Annotated in this window: 16 protein-coding genes, 1 pseudogene and 1 riboswitch (1 of these 18 cut by a window edge); of the genes and pseudogenes, 11 read left to right on the top strand and 6 right to left on the bottom strand. The window is 76.1% G+C overall.

Annotated elements, in window-relative coordinates; translation table 11 throughout:
- Nucleotides 1-89 precede the first annotated feature (89 nt).
- Nucleotides 90-455 carry a hypothetical protein gene (locus AC3WT4_RS09250; RefSeq protein WP_492315289.1) on the bottom strand — a complete coding sequence of 122 codons (366 nt, stop codon included), beginning with the start codon at nt 453-455 and terminating at the stop codon, nt 90-92.
- A gap of 411 nt (nt 456-866) precedes the next feature.
- Between AC3WT4_RS09250 and AC3WT4_RS09245 the strand changes: the two genes are divergently transcribed.
- Genes AC3WT4_RS09245 through cobA form a run of 5 tightly spaced genes read left to right on the top strand, consistent with a single transcriptional unit; the run spans nt 867 to nt 7,330 of the window.
- Nucleotides 867-2,636 (top strand): nitrite/sulfite reductase, encoded by a 1,770-nt coding sequence (locus AC3WT4_RS09245; RefSeq protein WP_492315288.1) that lies wholly within the window; start codon nt 867-869, stop codon nt 2,634-2,636.
- Entirely contained in the window at nt 2,633-3,511 is an 879-nt protein-coding gene (locus AC3WT4_RS09240; protein ID WP_400110277.1) for a phosphoadenylyl-sulfate reductase, read from the top strand. The genes AC3WT4_RS09245 and AC3WT4_RS09240 overlap by 4 nt, the downstream gene beginning before the upstream one ends.
- Before the next feature lie 8 nt (nt 3,512-3,519).
- Nucleotides 3,520-4,515, top strand: coding sequence for a sulfate adenylyltransferase subunit CysD (gene cysD / locus AC3WT4_RS09235; protein WP_492315287.1), 996 nt, complete (start codon nt 3,520-3,522; stop codon nt 4,513-4,515).
- The gene (locus AC3WT4_RS09230) at nt 4,515-5,897 is read left to right on the top strand and encodes a sulfate adenylyltransferase subunit 1 (RefSeq protein WP_074808988.1); all 1,383 of its coding nucleotides are present in this window, start codon (nt 4,515-4,517) and stop codon (nt 5,895-5,897) included. Before cysD ends, AC3WT4_RS09230 begins: the two co-directional genes overlap by 1 nt.
- A 20-nt stretch (nt 5,898-5,917) precedes the next feature.
- A complete protein-coding gene (gene cobA, locus AC3WT4_RS09225; RefSeq protein WP_492315286.1) occupies nt 5,918-7,330 on the top strand; it encodes a uroporphyrinogen-III C-methyltransferase in 1,413 nt (470 codons plus the stop codon).
- Between the two features lie 68 nt (nt 7,331-7,398).
- On the opposite strand, the gene AC3WT4_RS09220 is transcribed toward cobA, so the two are convergent.
- Both AC3WT4_RS09220 and AC3WT4_RS09215 read right to left on the bottom strand, forming a co-directional pair.
- Entirely contained in the window at nt 7,399-8,097 is a 699-nt protein-coding gene (locus tag AC3WT4_RS09220; RefSeq protein WP_286185857.1) for a LuxR C-terminal-related transcriptional regulator, read from the bottom strand.
- Nucleotides 8,094-9,467, bottom strand: a complete 1,374-nt coding sequence (locus AC3WT4_RS09215; protein WP_492315285.1) for a PspC domain-containing protein — start codon at nt 9,465-9,467, stop codon at nt 8,094-8,096. Before AC3WT4_RS09215 ends, AC3WT4_RS09220 begins: the two co-directional genes overlap by 4 nt.
- A gap of 136 nt (nt 9,468-9,603) precedes the next feature.
- Between AC3WT4_RS09215 and AC3WT4_RS09210 the strand changes: the two genes are divergently transcribed.
- The gene (locus AC3WT4_RS09210; protein ID WP_492315284.1) at nt 9,604-11,382 is read left to right on the top strand and encodes a PspC domain-containing protein; all 1,779 of its coding nucleotides are present in this window, start codon (nt 9,604-9,606) and stop codon (nt 11,380-11,382) included.
- The gene (locus AC3WT4_RS09205; RefSeq protein ID WP_492315283.1) at nt 11,382-11,984 is read left to right on the top strand and encodes a hypothetical protein; all 603 of its coding nucleotides are present in this window, start codon (nt 11,382-11,384) and stop codon (nt 11,982-11,984) included. The genes AC3WT4_RS09210 and AC3WT4_RS09205 overlap by 1 nt, the downstream gene beginning before the upstream one ends.
- 147 nt (nt 11,985-12,131) lie before the next feature.
- Here the strand turns inward: AC3WT4_RS09205 and AC3WT4_RS09200 are convergent, their stop codons facing one another.
- A complete protein-coding gene (locus tag AC3WT4_RS09200) occupies nt 12,132-12,938 on the bottom strand; it encodes a hypothetical protein (protein ID WP_074808978.1) in 807 nt (268 codons plus the stop codon).
- 225 nt (nt 12,939-13,163) lie between these two features.
- On the opposite strand from AC3WT4_RS09200, the gene AC3WT4_RS09195 reads away from it, so the two are divergent.
- Nucleotides 13,164-14,324, top strand: a complete 1,161-nt coding sequence (locus tag AC3WT4_RS09195) for a glycosyltransferase family 4 protein (RefSeq protein WP_074809383.1) — start codon at nt 13,164-13,166, stop codon at nt 14,322-14,324.
- 4 nt (nt 14,325-14,328) lie between these two features.
- On the opposite strand, the gene guaA is transcribed toward AC3WT4_RS09195, so the two are convergent.
- Nucleotides 14,329-15,942 carry a glutamine-hydrolyzing GMP synthase gene (gene guaA / locus AC3WT4_RS09190; protein ID WP_492315282.1) on the bottom strand — a complete coding sequence of 538 codons (1,614 nt, stop codon included), beginning with the start codon at nt 15,940-15,942 and terminating at the stop codon, nt 14,329-14,331.
- A 42-nt stretch (nt 15,943-15,984) separates the two neighbouring features.
- The gene (gene thiE / locus AC3WT4_RS09185; protein WP_492315281.1) at nt 15,985-16,698 is read right to left on the bottom strand and encodes a thiamine phosphate synthase; all 714 of its coding nucleotides are present in this window, start codon (nt 16,696-16,698) and stop codon (nt 15,985-15,987) included.
- Between the two features lie 44 nt (nt 16,699-16,742).
- Nucleotides 16,743-16,845, top strand: a riboswitch (TPP riboswitch).
- Between thiE and thiO the strand changes: the two genes are divergently transcribed.
- The 3 genes and pseudogenes from thiO to AC3WT4_RS09170 form a co-directional block, all read left to right on the top strand.
- Complete coding sequence (gene thiO, locus AC3WT4_RS09180) at nt 16,835-18,127, top strand: glycine oxidase ThiO (RefSeq protein ID WP_492315280.1); 1,293 nt, start codon at nt 16,835-16,837, stop codon at nt 18,125-18,127. It overlaps the preceding riboswitch by 11 nt.
- Nucleotides 18,128-18,132: 5 nt before the next feature.
- Nucleotides 18,133-18,366, top strand: coding sequence for a sulfur carrier protein ThiS (gene thiS / locus AC3WT4_RS09175; protein WP_108048828.1), 234 nt, complete (start codon nt 18,133-18,135; stop codon nt 18,364-18,366).
- A 108-nt stretch (nt 18,367-18,474) separates the two neighbouring features.
- Nucleotides 18,475-18,596 (top strand): annotated as a pseudogene (locus AC3WT4_RS09170) (thiazole synthase); it runs 690 nt beyond the window's last position.

Below are 18,596 nucleotides of genomic sequence, written 5' to 3'. Positions count from 1 at the left end.
GATCATGCACCTAGACGCGGGTCAACGCCTCGGGGACGACGACGGCCCGCCGACGCGGAGCGTCGACGGGCCGGGGGCCGGTGGTGCGGTCAGTTCCAGAACACGGCGACGACGATGTTGACGAGGGTCAGGCCGCCGATGGCGTGCTTGAGGCCCGGCGCCACGGCACCGTCGGAGGCCTTGGCCCCCTGGCGCTTGGCGACGAACGCGAGGACGGCGATGACGAGGGCGACGACCAGCTTGACGCCGATCTTGGCCATGTCCGGGCCGCCGTCACCCCAGACCGACGCCTCGCCGATCCCGACCATGGCGATCCCCGCGACGAGCGCGGTGAGCGCACCGTGGAAGACGCCCTTGTACAGGCCCGGCGAGCGCAGGGACGCGAGGTAGCCACCGAGCACGATGGCCCACCCGATGAAGTGCAGCGCGACGAAGACGTTGTAGAGGAACTCCATGACTCCATGGTATTTGCTGACGACCCTGTCGTGAAAGTTTGCACAAGGTGAGATAGGCCCGGTCGCGCCAGCGCTCGACAAAGCGGACTAGATCGGTCTACTATTCCCGGTTTCCCACCATGCGGACCGGGGCTGTCCACGCGTCCGGACCGCCGCTACTGTTCTCGGCATGACCACGGCAGCCCGCACCCTCCTCGTGACCTCCGGTCACGGGACGTCGGCGTGCGCGCACACGTGTCTCAGCTGTTGTCGCTGAACCGCGCCCGACTCAGCGCGAGCCGTCGCTCGCCTCTCTTCCCGAGAACCCCTGAGAACCGGCGCGCGCCGTCGGTCCTCAGCCACTCGCAGCATCCTCGCTGAGCGCTCGCCGTCGCGCGTCCCCGCCCCCGAACGAGGACACGAGGAACCCCGATGACGCAGGCACCGACTGCGCCCGAGGCCACGGACGGCAGCACTCCTCCCGCCCGTCCGCCGCGGCCCGCCGAGCGCCCGGCCCGGACGCCGGGAGACCGCCCCGCGCGCGCCGCCCGCCCGAACGGGCAGTGGAAGGTCGACGGCACCGAGCCGCTCAACGCGAACGAGAAGTGGAAGCAGGAGGACGGCGGCCTGTCCGTCCGCGAGCGCATCGAGACGGTCTACGCGCGCGACGGCTTCGACTCCATCCCCGGCGACGACCTCCACGGGCGCTTCCGCTGGTGGGGCCTGTACACGCAGCGCAAGCCCGGGATCGACGGCGGCCGGACCGCGACGCTCGAGCCGCACGAGCTCGAGGACCGGTACTTCATGCTCCGGGTCCGCATCGACGGCGGGGCGCTCACGACCGAGCAGCTCCGCGTCGTCGCGGGCATCTCCACGGAGTTCGCCCGCGACAGCGCGGACATCACCGACCGCCAGAACATCCAGCTCCACTGGGTCGAGGTCGAGGACGTCCCCGAGATCTGGCGCCGCCTGGAGTCCGTCGGGCTGCAGACGACCGAGGCGTGCGGCGACGTCCCGCGCGTCGTGCTCGGCAGCCCGGTCGCGGGCATCGCCGCCGACGAGCTCATCGACATCGGCCCGGCCGTCGCGGGGATCACCGAGAAGTACATCGGCGTCCCCGAGCTCGCGAACCTGCCCCGCAAGTTCAAGACGGCGCTCACCGGCCACCCGAGCCAGGACGTCGTCCACGAGATCAACGACGTCGCGTTCGTCGCGCACCGCCACCCCGAGCTGGGCGTCGGGTTCGACCTGTGGGTCGGCGGCGGGCTGTCCGCGAACCCGCGCCTCGGGGAGCGCCTCGGGGCGTTCGTCACCGAGGAGCAGGTGCCCGACGTGTGGCACGGCGTCGTGCAGATCTTCCGCGACTACGGCTACCGCCGGCTGCGCAACAAGGCGCGCCTGAAGTTCCTGCTCGCCGACTGGGGGCCGGAGAAGTTCCGGGAGGTGCTCGAGACCGAGTACCTCGGGTACGCGCTGCCCGACGGGCCGCCGGCGCCCAAGCCGTCCGTCCCCGGTGACCACGTCGGGGTGCACAAGCAGAAGGACGGGCTCAACTACGTCGGTGCGGCCCCGTACGTCGGGCGCGTGTCCGGCACGATCCTCGCCAACGTCGCCGACCTGGCGGAGTCCGTCGGGTCGCACCGCGTGCGCCTCACGCCGCACCAGAAGCTCCTGGTGCTCGACGTGCCGGACGAGCAGGTCGAGCACGTCGTGTCGACGCTCCAGGAGAACGGCCTCGACGCCCGGCCGAGCCCGTTCCGGCGCAGCACGATCGCGTGCACCGGCATCGAGTACTGCAAGCTCGCGATCGTCGACACGAAGGACACCGCGACCGCGACGATCGACGAGCTCGAGCAGCGCCTCGGCGACCTGTCCCAGATGAAGCCGCTCTCCCTGCACGTCAACGGCTGCCCCAACTCGTGCGCGCGCATCCAGACGGCGGACATCGGCCTCAAGGGCCAGCTCGTCATGGACGATGACGGTCAGCAGGTCCCCGGCTTCCAGGTCCACCTGGGCGGCGGGCTGGCCTCCGACGACCGCGAGCTCGCGGGGCTGGGCCGGACCGTCCGCGGGCTCAAGGTGACCGCGGACGACCTCACCGACTACGTCGAGCGCGTCGTCCGGCGCTACGAGAGCGACAAGGACGGGTCCGAGACGTTCGCCGAGTGGGCGCACCGCGCGGACGAGGAGGCGCTCCGATGACCGCGGACCTGACCGGCGGGCCCGGTGCACCCGCGAGCACCGACCCGCTCGCGGCGCTGCGCGCCGCGGCCCGTGCCCGGACCGAGCAGCGCGAGAGCGCGAAGGCCGCGCACCACGCGGAGCGCGCTCAGCACGGCAGGGCCAAGCGGTCCCTCGACGAGCTGCGCGAGATCGCGCGCCGCGGCGCCGAGCTGCTGCACGGCGCCGGCACGCCCGGTGTCGAGGGGGCGACCCGCCCGGAGGCGACGGCCGAGGAGGTCATCGCCTGGGCGGCGCGCGAGTTCGGGACCTCCGTCGCGGTCGCGTGCTCCATGGCCGACGCCGTGCTCCCCCACGTCGTGGCGGCGCAGATCCCCTGGGTCGACGTGCTGTTCCTCGACACGGGCTACCACTTCGCCGAGACCGTCGGGACGCGCGACGCCGTCGAGCAGCAGATGGACGTGACGATCGTCGACGTCCGGCCCGAGCTCACGGTCGCCCAGCAGGACGCGGCGCACGGCAAGGACCTGTTCGGCCGCGACCCGGCGCTGTGCTGCCAGCTGCGCAAGGTCGAGCCGCTGCACCGCACGCTCGCGGGCTACGAGGTGTGGGTCACGGGCGTGCGTCGCGACGAGGCGCCGACCCGGACGAGCACCCCGCTCGTGACGTTCGACGAGAAGAACGGGCTCGTGAAGATCAACCCGCTCGCGGCCTGGTCGTTCGACGACCTGCTCGCGTACGCCGCGCGGCACCAGGTGATCCTCAACCCCCTGCTGAACGACGGCTACCCGTCGATCGGCTGCCAGCCGTGCACCCGGCGCGTCGCGCCGGGCGAGGACCCGAGGGCCGGCCGCTGGGCAGGGCTCGACAAGACAGAGTGCGGACTCCACGTATGAGGACGGGCATGACGACCATCGACCTGACGACCGACGCGCCGGGCTCCCCCGGCGCCTCCGCCGACGCGGGCACCGCGCCCGCCGCGGCGCTCCCCGGCGGCCGCCGCCTCGCCCAGCTCGACGCGCTCGAGAGCGAGGGCATCCACATCGTGCGGGAGGTCGTCGCCGAGTTCGAGCGGCCCGTCCTGCTGTTCAGCGGGGGCAAGGACTCCGTGGTGATGCTGCACCTCGCGGTCAAGGCGTTCGCGCCCGGGCCCGTGCCGTTCCCCGTACTGCACGTGGACACGGGGCACAACTTCCCCGAGGTGCTGGCCTACCGCGACGCCACGGCCCAGCGCCTCGGCCTGCGCCTCGAGGTCGCGCGCGTGCAGGACTACATCGACGACGGCAGGCTGCGCGAGCGCGCCGACGGCACGCGCAACCCGCTCCAGACGCAGCCGCTGCTCGACGCCATCTCGGGACACCGGTTCGACGCCGTGTTCGGCGGCGGCCGCCGCGACGAGGAGAAGGCGCGCGCCAAGGAGCGCGTGTTCTCCCTGCGCGACGAGTTCGGCCAGTGGGACCCGCGCAACCAGCGCCCCGAGCTGTGGAACCTCTACAACGGGCGGCACCGCCCGGGCGAGCACGTGCGCGTCTTCCCGCTGTCGAACTGGACCGAGCTCGACGTGTGGCGCTACATCGCGCGCGAGCGCATCGAGCTCCCCGGGCTCTACTACGCCCACGAGCGCGAGGTGTTCGACCGCGACGGGATGCTGCTCGCCGTCGGGCCGTACTCCGCGCCCCGCACGGACGCCGAGGCCGCGTCGCTGCGGACGGAGACCGTGCGCTACCGGACGGTGGGCGACATGTCGTGCACCGGAGCCGTGCGCTCGGACGCGACCGGCGTCGACGACGTCATCGCCGAGGTCGCCGCGACGCGCATCACCGAGCGCGGCGCGACCCGCGCCGACGACCGCCTCTCCGAGGCCGCCATGGAGGACCGCAAGAAGGAGGGGTACTTCTGATGGGCACCCAGACCACCACCGGCACCGCGGACGCGGCGCCCCCGCTCGACGACGCGCGCCGCGGCACGCTGCTGCGCCTCGCGACGGCGGGCTCCGTCGACGACGGCAAGTCCACGCTCGTGGGCCGCCTGCTGTTCGACTCGAAGTCGGTGCTCGCCGACCAGCTCGACGCGGTCGAGCGCGTCTCGCGCGACCGCGGCCTCGAGACCGCGGACCTCGCGCTGCTCACCGACGGCCTGCGTGCCGAGCGCGAGCAGGGAATCACGATCGACGTCGCCTACCGGTACTTCGCGACCGCGCGCCGGTCGTTCATCCTCGCCGACTGCCCCGGGCACGTGCAGTACACGCGCAACACGGTGACCGGGGCGTCGACGGCGGACGTCGTCGTGCTGCTCATCGACGCGCGCAAGGGCCTGCTGGAGCAGACGCGCCGCCACCTCGCGGTCGCGAGCCTGCTGCGCGTGCCGCACGTCGTCGTCGCGGTGAACAAGATCGACCTCGTCGACTACAGCGAGGCGCGCTACGAGGAGCTCGCGGCGGACATCCGCGCGGCCGCGACGTCGCTCGGCGTCGGCGACGTGCACACGATCCCCGTCTCGGCGCTCGTCGGCGACAACGTCGTGGACCGGGCGAGCACGCGCACGCCCTGGTACGACGGCCCGAGCCTGCTCGAGCTGCTCGAGGAGCTCCCGACCGGCGACGATCCGGAGACCGAGGCGTTCCGCTTCCCCGTCCAGGTCGTCATCCGGCCGCAGGCCGCGGCCGACGAGCGCTACCGCGACTACCGCGGGTACGCCGGGCAGGTCGCGTCGGGCGTCGTGACGGTCGGCGACGAGGTCGTGGTGCTGCCGTCCGGGCGCCGCACGACGGTCGTCGGGATCGACACCGCCGACTCCCTCGCGAGCGGCGCGGAGCTCACCGAGGCGTTCGCCCCGCAGTCGGTGACGATCCGCCTCGCCGACGACGTGGACGTCGCGCGCGGCGACCTCCTCGCGTCCGCGGCCGAGGCCCCCGACGTCACGCAGGACGTCGAGGGCACGGTCGCGTGGCTCGGCGACCGTCCGCTCCTGCCCGGCGCGCGCGTGCTGCTCAAGCACACGACCCGCACCGTGCAGGCCGTGGTGCGCGACGTCGTCGGGCGCCTCGACCTGGACACCGCCGAGCTCGAGCCCGCCGAGCGCCTGGAGCTCAACGACATCGGCCGCGTGACGCTGCGGCTCGCGTCGCCCGTCGCGGCGGAGGAGTACGTCGTGGCGCGCCGCACGGGCGCGTTCCTGCTCGTCGACGCCCAGGACGGCGGCACGCTCGCCGCCGGCATGGTCGGCGACGCGCTCGCCGCCGCCCGCCGCCCGGCGGAACGCCCCGGCTCCTACGCGATCTAGACGACACCTAGGCTGGCACCGTGACCGCACCCACCCACGAGACGTACCCCCTCGGCCTGCGTCTCGACGGCCGTCGCGTCGTCGTCGTCGGCGGCGGCCCCGTCGCCGCACGCCGCACGCGGGGCCTCCTCGACGCGGGCGCGGTCGTGACCGTCGTCGCACCGTTCGCGTGCGAGGACCTCGCCGAGCTGCTCGCGGCCCACGGCCCGGGGGGTGCCGGTCACGCGTCCGCGCACGGCCCCGCGGCCGGCCCGGCGCGGGACGCCCGGCTCGCCTGGGTGCGACGCGACTACCTCACGGGCGACCTCGACGGCGCGTGGCTCGTCCACACCGCGACGGGCGACGCCCGCGTCGACGGCGAGGTCGCGGCCGACGCCGAGGCGGACCGCGTCTTCTGCGTCACCGCGGGCGACGCCGAGCGCGCGACCGCGTGGGTCCCGGCCGTCGCGCGCACGCTCGTGCCGGGCGCACCCGGCACCGCGGAGGCCGAGGTCACGGTGGCCGTCAACGCGGGCCGGGACCCCCGGCGCGCCGTACGCGTGCGCGACGCCGTCGCGGCGCTCCTCGAGACGGGCAAGCTCCCGCTGCGACCGGTGCGTCCGGCCCGTCCCGACGCCGGCCCGGGCGTTCCCGTCGCGCAGGCGGGGCCCGGGTCCGAGGCCTCCCCCGCGGGGGCCGTCACCGCGCCGCTCGTGCGGCCCGTGGGCTCCGTGGCGCTCGTCGGCGGAGGGCCGGGCGACGCAGGCCTGATCTCCGTGCGCGGGCGCCGGGCGCTCGCGGAGGCCGACGTCGTCGTGGTCGACCGGCTCGCGCCGCGCGCGCTGCTCGCCGAGCTCGGCGACGACGTCGTGGTCGTGGACGTCGGCAAGACGTCGGGCAACCACCCCGTGCCGCAGGACGAGATCAACCGGATCCTCGTGCACCACGCGCTCGTGGGCCGGCGGGTCGTCCGGCTCAAGGGCGGCGACCCGTACGTCTTCGGGCGCGGCGGGGAGGAGCTCGACGCGTGCCGCGCGCACGGCATCCCGGTGGAGGTCGTCCCGGGCGTGACCAGCGCCGTGTCCGTGCCCGCCGCGGCGGGCATCCCCGTGACGCACCGTGGCCTGTCGCGCGGGTTCACCGTGCTCACGGGGCACGAGGACGCCGGGAAGGTCCCCGCGGCGAGCGACCACACGGTCGTCCTGCTCATGGGCGTCTCGCGCCTCGGGGAGACCGCCGCGGCGCTCGTCGCGCAGGGCAGGCCGCCCGAGACGCCGGTCGCCGTCGTCGAGGACGGCTACGGCCCGCGCCAGCGGACGACGGTCGGGACGCTCGCGACCATCGCCGAGCGGGCCCGCGAGGCCGGCGTCCGCCCCCCGGCCGTGACCGTCGTCGGCGACGTGGTCACCCTCTCCCCCGCCTGGCCGCCCCGTACCCCGCCCGCCCCGCGCTGAGTGCGTGAAACAGTCGCCCTCGGAGCCCTTCGGCGCGACTGTTTCACGCACTCAGCGGTGGGCGGGGCTCAGAGGAGGCGGCGCTGGGCCGCCCAGCGGGTGAGCTCGTGACGGGACGACAGCTGGAGCTTGCGCAGGACCGCGGAGACGTGGGTCTCGACGGTCTTGATCGAGATGAACAGCTCCGACGCGACCTCGCGGTACGTGTACCCGCGCGCGATGAGGCGCATGACCTCCTGCTCGCGCGCGGAGAGGCGGTCGAGCTCGTCGTCGTGCACGGCGACGTCCGCCGCACCCGTGCCGAACGCGTCGAGCACGAAGCCCGCGAGCCGCGGGGAGAACACGGCGTCGCCGCCCGCGACCTGCCCGACGGCGGCCGACAGGTCCGGGCCCGAGATCGCCTTGGTCACGTAGCCCCGCGCCCCGGCGCGGATGACCGCGACGACGTCCTCCGCGGCGTCGGACACGGACAGCGCGAGGAACCGCACGTCGCCGAGCACGTCCGCGCAGCGCTGGATGACCTCCGCACCCCCGCCGCCGTTCCCGCCGGGCAGGTGCACGTCGAGGAGCACGACCGGCGGCCGCAGCTCGTGCACGCGCGCGACCGCCGACTCCACGTCGTCCGCCTCGCCCACGACCGCGACGAGCCCCGGGTCGAGGCTCGCGCGCACCCCGGCTCGGAACATGTGGTGGTCGTCCACGAGCACCACGGGGACGGGCCCGGTGGCGGGCGCGCCGTCCGGCGTCGTGCTGGGGATGGTCGTCACGGGGTCTCCTCGCTCGGTGCGGTGCGCGCCGGGCCGGGGTCCGTCGGCGCCTCCTTCGGCGCGGCTTGCGGCGCGGCCTGCGGCACGCGCAACCGTACCTCGGTGCCCCACCCCGGCCGGCTGATGATCTCGGCCTTGCCCCCGCGGCGCTGCACGCGCCCGAGGATCGACTCGCGCACCCCGAACCGGTCGGGGGCGACGTCGTCCATGTCGAAGCCCTCGCCGCGGTCGCGGACGAACACCTCGACCGCGGCGTCGCTCACCTCGAGGTAGACGGAGTACGGCGGCCCGCCGTGCGCGACGGCGTTGACGAGCGCCTCGCGCGTCGCCTGGAGCAGCGCCGCCGTCTCCTGCGTCGGGGTGCAGTCCCCCACGACGACGACGTCCACGACGACCGGCCCGGGATCGGGCGTGCCGGGCGCCGCGCCGATGGGTTCCGCGCGCCGGCCCACGCGCCCGTCCTCGACCTCCGCGACGAGCCCGCGCAGCTCCGCGGCGAGCGACGTGCCCGGCGACGGGCGGTCGTCGTACAGCCACTCGCGCAGCTCGCGCTCCTGGGCGCGGGCGAGGCGCGCGACCGTGTCGGCGTCGGAGGAGCGGGCGCGGATGAGCGCGAGCGTCTGGAGCACGGAGTCGTGCAGGTGCGCGGCGATGTCGGCCCGCTCGGCCTCGCGCGCCCGGGCGGCCCGCTCGTCGCCGAGCTCGCGCATCAGCCGCAGCCACCACGGGGCGAGGACGATCGCGACGCCCGCGAGCACCGCGACCGCGGCCACGGCGGCCCGGACGACCTGGGTGGGCCGCGCGTCCTGGCCGACGAGCAGCACGATGCCGACGAGCACGAGCACGACGCCGCCCGCGATGCGCAGGACCCCGGCGGGCGTGCGTCCGCCCGCCCGGGTGAGCAGCCGGCCCCGCTCGACGGCGTCGAGCTGGCTCCACGCGAGCGCCGCGCCCGCGAGCGCGATGAGGACCGGGATGACCCAGGAGACCTCGACGTCGACGCCCGTGCGCAGCGCCACGAGCAGCGCGGCGCCGCCCAGCAGGACGACGCCGATCGCGACGTCGCGCACGGGCAGGCGCCGCACGCTCCCCTGGAGACGCGGCGCGAGCCGGGACAGGGAGGCGGGGCGCTGCTCGTCGCGCGCGGCCTGCGGGTCGCCCGGCGGCACGGTGAGCCACCAGAACACGTACAGCGCGACGCCCGCGCCGCCTGCGAGCGCGAGGAGCGCCATGACGAGGCGCACGACCCCCACGCCGACGCCGAGGTGCGCCGCGAGGCCCGCGCACACGCCACCGACCCACCGGCCGCGCTCGGGACGGCGCAGCGGCAGGTCGCGCGGTCGGGCACCGGGCCGGGCTGCTGTCGTCACCCCCCGATCGTCACACGGCGCGGGCGCCCCGAGCGTCCCCGGGCGGGGAAACCAGGGTCGCGCCCCGGACGGTTCAGGGTCGGGTCAGGGTGGCACCCGATACCGGCGGCGCGCCCCGCGCACCAGCATGGTGGTCATGAGCACTCCCGACCTCCCCGGACCCGGCGCCCAGCCCGGGAGCTCCGGCGGCGACACCGAGACGCCCGGCGCGCAGCCGGGCACGGTCCCTCCGGGACCGAGCGGCCCCGACCACGGCGACGGACCGGGCTGGGCCGGCCCCGCCGGTCCGCCCCCGGGCGCACCGGGCACGGCGCCGGGCGAGGCGCCCCGGCGGCCGAGCGGCACCGACGGCTTCTTCGACGCGGTCCGCCGTGTCGGCATCTACCGGTCGGACGACCGCTGGATCGGCGGCGTCGCGTCCGGTGTCGCGGAGCGCTTCGGGATCGACCCGCTCGTCGTGCGCGGCCTGCTGTTCGTGACGTTCTTCCTCTCCGGCGCCGGGCTCGTCCTGTATGGCGCGGCGTGGGCCCTGCTGCCCGAGCGCCGCGACGGTCGCATCCACCTCCAGGAGGCCTTCCGCGGCAACGTCGACGTCGCGCTGCTCGGCGCGGCGGCGTTCGTCGTCGTCGGCTTCTCGTGGGGCGGCGGCTGGTGGTCGTGGTGGGACGCGCTCCACCTGGGCTGGCTGACCGGCCTGTTCTGGGTCGCGGCCTTCGTCACCGTGGCGGTCGTCGCGGTCTCGGCGCTCACGCAGCGCGGCCCCCGCGGCGGCCAGGGCACCCCGCCGCAGGCTCCGCCGTGGCAGGGCGGCCCGGGCTACGGTCCGGGCGGCGCCGGTCCGGCGCAGGGCCCGTACGCCCCGGGTCACGGCCCGACGGCGCCCCCCGGCACCCCCACGAGCGGTGCTCCCTCGGACGCCCCGTGGGGCAGCCCCGGCCCGGCGTACCCGGGCGGCCCGACGACGCCCGGCGCCCCCGGCGGGACGCCCGCGGGCGGCGCGCCGGTCGGGACGCAGGACGACGCGGTCTGGTCGGCGGAGGCGAGCCCGTACGCGGCCGCCGCCCACGGCACGACCGCCCCCCTCCCCCCGTCCACGCACGGTGCTCCGTACACGCCGGGGGCCCCGTACACGCCGGGCGTCACGTCGCCGCTCGGGCACCACGGGGCCGCCGCCCAGGGCCGCGGACCGCAGCCGCCGCGCCCGCCGCAGCCCCCGCGCGCCCCGCGCCCGCCGAAGCCCCCGCGACCGCGCGGCCCGGGTGCCACGACGACCGGCGTCGTCGTCGGGCTGAGCCTCCTGCTCGGGGCGCTGCTCCTGGTGATCGACCGCCAGGGCGAGCTGCCCTGGCCCGTGTTCCTCACGTGGGCCGGCCTCAGCGGGATCCTCGCCGGGCTCGCGATCGTCGTGAGCGGCCTGCGCGGGCGGACGAGCGGCGGCCTCGGCTGGCTCGCGGTGGTCCTGCTCGTCGTCGCGCTCCCCGCCTCGGCGTGGCGCACGACCCCGTTCACCGTGTTCGTCGACGACTCCGTGCGGACCGTCACCGACGGCACGCACCGCATCACCGACCCCGACGTCGCCGAGCAGGGGTTCGGCGTGTCGTTCGGCGACCCGCGCATCGACCTGTCCGACCTGGACCTCTCCGACGCGACCGCCGGCTCGCCCGTCGAGGTCCCCGTCCGGCTCGGCGCGGGCGACGCGACGGTCGTCGTGCCGGACGGCGTCCCTGTCCGCGCCGAGGTGCAGGTGCTCGCGGGCAACGCGCGCTGGCACGTCGACGGCGACCGCCAGGAGATCGGCGGGGTCAGCACGCAACCGGTGACGTTCGACAACGACGAGGTCCAGGCGGGCGACGACCCGCTGCTCGTGCTGCAGGTCGAGGTCGGCGCCGGCCAGGTCACGATCGAGGAGGACTGATGAACGACGAGAACCGCCGCGACGACGAGACGCGGCCGCTCGGGGACGAGCTGTTCGAGCCCGCCCGCACGGAGCACCCGGCGTCCGCGGCGGGCCCGACGGTCCCGCTCCCGGCCGTGTCGTCCGCGGCCGACAGCCGCACGACGACGCCGCTCCCGGCCGCGACGCCGCTCGCCGACGTCGGGGCCACCACGCCGCTGCCCACCGCGCCGTCGGTCGACCCGCTGTCGGTCGACGGACCGTCGGTCGACAAGCGGTCCGGGGACGCCCCGTCTGCCGGTACACCGCCCGTCGGTGCGCCGCCCCTCGGGGCGGCGTCCCACGGCGCGCCCCCGACGACGTCGGGCGCCGGCCCGTCGTCCGCGGCGGGGCAGACCGGTCTCGGCGGGATCGCGGACCCCGGCCCGCTCCCGCGGCGCGGCCCGCGCGTCGCCACGATCGTGTGGGGCTTCGTCATCGTCGCCTTCGCCGTCGTGGTGCTGGCGGCCGCGCTCGGCGCCCGCGTCGACCTCGGGCTCGCGACGATCGTCGTGCTCGCCGCGGCGGGTGTCACGCTCGTCGTCGGGTCGATCGTCTCCGGCGCACGACGCCGTCGGGGCTGAGCCGCACCGGGACCTCCGGGCACGCCGAGGGCCGTGGCACGTCGTGCCACGGCCCTCGGTGTGCCCGAGCGACGCCGCCCCGCACGCTCTCCCCGGTGCGACCCGGTGGGAGCGGGTCCTCGGCGCCCGGACGGGCGGCCGGGACGGTCAGGGGGTCGGCTCGTCGCCCCGCCGCGTCGGGCCGTCGGCCCGGTGCTCGGGCGTGGTCGGCCCGGTGGTCGTCGTCGGGGTGTCGGGCGAGGCCGCGGGTGAGGAGCCCGGCGCGCTCGGCGTGCCCGTGCCGGCGGCACCGGTCGGCTCGACGGGCGTCGCGGTCGTGCCGGGTGCGGCCGCGCGGGCCTCGGCGCCGGGGGTCGAGAGCGCGGACGGGCGGCCGGGGGACGTCGGCTCGGGACGCACGGGAGGCGCCGTCGGCGACGGCTCGACGTGCCCCGGTGACGCGTGCGCAGGCGCGGCGTGCCGGCCGGAGTCCGACAGGTCGCCCGACGACGAGTAGCCGCCCGGGGTCTCGACGGCGACGCTCGGCCCGCCCGCGAGCCGCCGCAGCGCGATGCCGACGAGGATGAACAGGATGCCCAGCCCGATGACGAGGGCGCACACCCCGAACGCCACGACGGAGGTGAACAGCGACGCGCGCAGGAACGAGGCCGTCATGACGGTCTGGCGCGTCGGGTCGTCCTGGTCGAGCTCGGCGTAGGTCTTGCCGTCGCTCGCCTCGAGCGCGTGCTTGTTGATGACCTCCGCCTGCGCGTACGCGGTGAGCGGCCCGTTGACGTGGCGCCCCGCGAGGAACGACGCGTCGTCCGAGACGGTGATCTCCTCGGCGGAGAGCTGGTTCGACACGACGATCCATGTGCCGATGCCCGCGAGGAGAAGGATGATGCCCGCGATGATCGACACGAGGCCGATGCCCCGTGCCCCCTTCGTCGGTGTGACGGTGACGGTGCTCGACATGGCGCGTTCTCCCCTTCGTCAGGACCCACCTGCAACCGCCCGCGCGAGGCGGCCCGCGGGTGCGGGCCGGTCACGTGACGGTCGAACCACCCATACGGGGCCCACGGTAGCGACGGGAGACGCCCACCGCGCGGCGAACGCGCACCTCAGGGCGGGCGCGCACGTCAGGGCAGGCGCGGCGGCGACCGCACGGCCCGCCGAGTTCGGGATGGGAGGATGCCGTCCGTGCGCATCACCCACCTGACCGACTGCTACCTGCCGCTGCTCGGCGGCATCGAGACCCAGGTCGCGCGGCTCGCGCAGCAGCAGGCGGCCGCCGGTCACGACGTCGCGGTCGTCTGCACGACGCCCGCGCGCCCCGGCGCCCACGGCGTGTCGACCGAGCGGGACGGCGACGTCACGGTGCACCGGCTCGCCGCGCGCGTCCCGGGCGGCTACCCCGTGCACCCGCGCGCGCCGCACCACGTGGCGCGGATCGTGCGCGACGAGCGGCCCGACGTCGTGCACCTGCACATGGGCGTGCTGACGCCCTCCACGCAGGCGTCGCTGCGCACGGTCGTGCGCGCCGGGCTGCCCGCGGTCCTCACCGTGCACAGCGTGTGGGGCGGCGCGGAGCGCGCCTTCGCCGGGCTCGACCGCGTGGTCCGCTGGTCCCGCTGGCCCGTGCTGTGGTCGGCCGTGAGCGAGCTGACCGCCGCTCCCCTGCGCCGCATCGTCGGCGACCGGGGCGAGGTCGTGGTGCTGCACAACGGCCTCGACCTCGACGCGTGGCGCGTCCCCCGCACCGAGCGTGCCGACCGCATGGAGGGCGCGGCCGTCCACGTCGTGGCCGCGACGCGGTTCGCCCCGCGCAAGCGCGTGCTGCCGTTCCTGGAGGTCGTGCGCGACGCCGTCGCGCGCCTCCCCGAGGGGGCGCTCCACGTGACGCTCGCCGGGGACGGCCCCGAGCTGCCCGACGCGCGGCGCTTCGTCGCGGAGCACGGGCTGGGGTCGGTCGTGTCGCTCCCGGGGCGCCTCGACGCGACGGGCCTCCAGCGGCTCTACGCGCGCGCCGACGTGTTCGCCGCGCCCGCCGTCGAGGAGGCGTTCGGCATCGCCGCGCTCGAGGGCCAGGCCGCCGGGCTGGCGGTCCTCACCCGCTCGCAGTCGGGCGTCGCGGAGCGCCTCGCCGACGGCGTCGACGCGCTCGTCGCGGACGACGACCCCGGCCTCGCGGACGCGCTCGTGCGGCTCGCGACCGAGGACGGCCTGCTCGACCGGATCATCGCCCACAACCGGGACGTGCCGTCGTCGGCCGGCTGGCCCCGCGTGCTCGCCGACGTGGAGCGGGCATACGAACGGGCCGCGACGATCACCGTGGATCGTCGGGCCCGCCCGTCCCGCTAGGGGGTCACTCCCACTCGATGGTGCCCGGGGGCTTGCTCGTCACATCGAGCACGACGCGGTTGACCTCGGAGACCTCGTTGGTGATGCGCGTCGAGATGACGGACAGCACGTCGTAGGGCAGGCGCGTCCAGTCGGCCGTCATCGCGTCCTCGGACGAGACGGGGCGCAGCACGATCGGGTGGCCGTAGGTGCGGCCGTCACCCTGGACGCCGACCGAGCGGACGTCGGCGAGCAGCACGACCGGGCACTGCCAGATCTCCTGGTCGAGGCCGGCCTTCGTGAGCTCCTCGCGCGCGATCGCGTCGGCGGCGCGCAGCGTCTCGAGGCGGTCCGCCGTGACCTCGCCGACGATGCGGATACCCAGCCCCGGGCCCGGGAACGGCTGCCGCGCGACGATCTCCTCGGGCACGCCGAGCTCGCGGCCGACCGCGCGGACCTCGTCCTTGAACAGCGTGCGCAGCGGCTCGACGAGCGAGAACTGGAGGTCGTCGGGCAGGCCGCCGACGTTGTGGTGGCTCTTGATGTTCGCCGCGCCCTCGCCACCGCCGGACTCGACGACGTCCGGGTAGAGGGTGCCCTGCACGAGGAACTTCACCTCGGCGCCGTCCTCGCCCGCGTCCTCGACGATCTGGCGCGCCGCGTCCTCGAACACGCGGATGAACTCGCGGCCGATGATCTTGCGCTTCGTCTCCGGGTCGCTGTGCCCGGCGAGCGCGGTGAGGAACCGCTCCTTCTCGTCGCGGATCACGAGGTTGACGCCCGTCGCCGCGACGAAGTCGCGCTCGATCTGCTCGACCTCGCCCGCGCGCATCAGCCCGTGGTCGACGTGCACGCACGTGAGCTGGTCGCCCACCGCGCGCTGCACGAGCGCCGCGGCGACGGCGGAGTCCACGCCGCCCGAGAGCGCGCAGATGACGCGCGCGTCGCCCACCTGGGCGCGGATCGCCGCGACCTGGTCCGCGATGACGTTGCCGGGCGTCCAGTCGGGGGCGAGGCCCGCGCCGTCGTACAGGAAGTGCTCCAGCACGGTCTGGCCGTGCGCGGAGTGCTTGACCTCGGGGTGCCACTGCACGCCGTAGAGGCGACGCTCGCGGTCCTCGAACGCGGCGACCGGCGAGCCGGACGACGTCGCGAGGACCTCGAAGCCCTCGGGCGCGCGGTGCACGGCGTCGCCGTGGCTCATCCACGTGGTCTGGTTCTGCGGCGTGCCGTCGAGCAGCACGCCCGCGGCGCACACCTCGACCTCGGTGCCGCCGTACTCGCGCAGGCCCGTCTGGGCGACCTCGCCGCCGAGCGCCTTCGCCATGGCCTGGAAGCCGTAGCAGATGCCCATGACGGGCACGCCGGCCTCGAACAGCGCCGGGTCGACGAACGGGGCACCCGTCGCGTACACGGACGAGGGACCGCCCGAGAGGATGATCGCGGCCGGGTCCTTGGCGAGCATCTGCTCGACCGTGAACGTGTGCGGCACGATCTCGGAGTAGACGTTGGCCTCGCGCACGCGGCGCGCGATGAGCTGCGCGTACTGGGCGCCGAAGTCGACGACGAGCACGGGCCGCGGGGTCGAGGCCACCTCGGCGGTGGTGGGGGTGTCGGGAGCGGTGGCGGGTGACGTCACCCGTCCAGGATAGTCGCCGTGCGGCGAGGCTCGTCCCGCGTCTCAGGCGTCGGCGCGCGCGACGGCGCGCTCCAGGACCCGCTCGCGCAGGGCGCGGGCGGCGGCCTCCGGGTCGCTCGCCCCGGTGATCGCGCGCACCACCACGATCCGGGTCGCGCCCGCGTCGAGGACCGCGTCGAGCCGGTCCGCGTCGATGCCGCCGATCGCGAACCAGGGCGTCGCGGGCCGGGTCGCCGCGACGTCCCGCAGCAGGTCGAGGCCGACGGCGGCCCGTCCCGGCTTCGTCGGGGTCGCCCACAACGGGCCCACGCAGAAGTAGTCCACCGCCGGGTCGGCCTCCGCCGCGGCCGCCTGCGCGGCCGAGTGCGTGGACCGGCCGAGCACGGGCCCCGCGCCCAGCAGCGCCCGGACCGCCGGCACCGGCAGGTCGCGCTGACCCATGTGCACGACCGGTGTGCCCGTGACCGACGCCACGTCCGCCCGGTCGTTCACGGCCCACAGCGCGCCGTGCTCCGTCGCGACCCGCGCGACGACCTCCTGGAGCTCGAGCTCGCGCGCGACGTCGAGCGTCTTGTCGCGCAGCTGCACGACGTCCACCCCGCCCGCGAGCGCCGCCCGCAGGAAGTCCTCGAGGTCGCCGCGCTCCTCGCGCGCGTCCGTGCAGAGGTACAGGCGGGCGTCGGCGAGCCGGGCGCGTGCGGCGTCCGCCGCCGACGGGGCGAGGGCGGCCGGGGTGGTGGAGGTCTCGGAGCTCACCCGCGGGAGCCTAGCCCCGGCGCGTCCGCCGCAGGAGGTACTGTGGCCGACAGCACGGGAGCCCCGCACGGGGCTGAGAGGGCGTCGCCGCCGACCGTCGAACCTGATCTGGGTCATGCCAGCGAAGGGAGCGCACATGAGCCTGTCCGTCCGCCCGTCCGCGGGTGGCTCCGCCGTGCCCGGCGAGGCACGCGACGTCGTCGTCGTCGGGGGCGGGATCGTCGGCCTCGCCGTCGCGTGGCGTGCGGCGAGCGCGGGCATGACCGTCACGGTGCTCGACCCGGCGCCGGGCGCGGGCGCGACCCACGCCGCCGCGGGGATGCTCGCACCGGTGACCGAGGCCGACTTCGGGGAGGAGGCCGCCCTGCGGCTCCACCTCGCGGCCGCCGCGGCGTGGCCCGCGTTCGCCGCGGACCTGCACGCGGCGACGGGGGCGGACGTCGGGCTACGGACCGCCGGGACGCTCACCCTCGCCTACGACGCGGACGACCTCGCGCTGCTCCGTCGCGTCCTCGCCCTGCACGCGGTGCACGGTCTCGCGTCGCAGGAGCTCACCGTCGCCGACGCGCGCCGCCGCGAGCCCTACCTCGGGCCGCGCGTCGCCGGGGCCGCGTGGGCGCCCGCGGACCACGCGGTCGACCCGCGGGCGACGCACGCCGCGCTGCTCGCGGCGCTCGGCCGACGCGACGCCCCAGGCGCGGGCTCGGCCACGGGGGCGCGCGTCGTCCGCGCGGCCGCGACCCGGCTCGCGCTCGACCCGGCCGGGCGCGTCGTCGGCGTGCACGACGACGCGGGCCGGCTCCACCGCGCGGGTGCGGTCGTCGTCGCGGCGGGCTGGCAGTCGGGCGCCCTGCTGGTGGGCGTGCCGGGCGTCGTCGTGCCCACCCGCCCGGTGAAGGGACAGACGCTGCGGCTCGACGCGGGCCCGGACCTCGCGCTGGAGCACGTCGTGCGCGGGCTCGTACAGGGCCGGCCGGTGTACGTCGTGCCGCGCGACGCCGAGCCGGAGGGGCCGCGCGCCGGGCACCGGGAGGTCGTCGTCGGGGCGACCACCGAGGAGAACCCCGACGACCGCCGCGCCACCGCCGGCGGCGTCTTCGCGCTCCTGCGGGACGCGCGTGCCCTCCTGCCGGGGATCGACGAGGCCGCGCTGGTCGAGGTGACGCCGCGGGCCCGCCCGGCGACCCCGGACAACCTCCCGCTCGTCGGGCCCACGGACGTCCCGGGGCTGCACCTCGCGACGGGCCACGGCCGCAACGGCATCCTGCTCGCCCCGCTCACGGCCGACGCCGTCGTCTTCGGGCTCGGCGGCCTCCCCGAGCCCGGCTCGACCGAGCCGGGCGGGACCGCCCCCGGGGACGACGTCGCGACCGCCCTCGCGACCGCCCGCACCGACCGCTTCGTCCGCACCGCCACGACACCGAGGTGAGACCCGTGACCGCACCCGCATCCTCCGCGCTCGTCAACGGCGAGCCGTACCCGCTCGACGGCGACGTCGACCTGGAGCGGCTCGTCGCCGCGCTCGTCCCCGCCTACGTCGCCGACGGCACGCCGCAGGGCGTCGCGGTCGCCGTCGGGGACGCCGTCGTGCCGCGCGGCGCCTGGGCGACGACCGTCGTCGCCCCCGGGGATCGCATCGAGATCGTCACCGCCGTCCAGGGCGGCTGAGGAGGACCCATGACCACGACCGACCTCTCCCCCGCCACCGCGAGCGGCCCGGCCGGTGCCGACGACCCGTTCGTCGTCGCCGGCACCCCGATCGGGTCCCGCCTCGTCATGGGCACCGGCGGGGCCGCGAACCTGCTCACGCTCGAGGACGCGCTCGTCGCGTCGGGCACCGCCCTGACCACCGTCGCGATGCGGCGGGGGGGGGGGGGGGGGGGGGGGGGGGGGGGGGG

Source organism: Cellulosimicrobium sp. EB106-03-01-XG111 (assembly GCF_058792115.1).
This window is presented reverse-complemented; position numbering and strand designations above follow the sequence as displayed.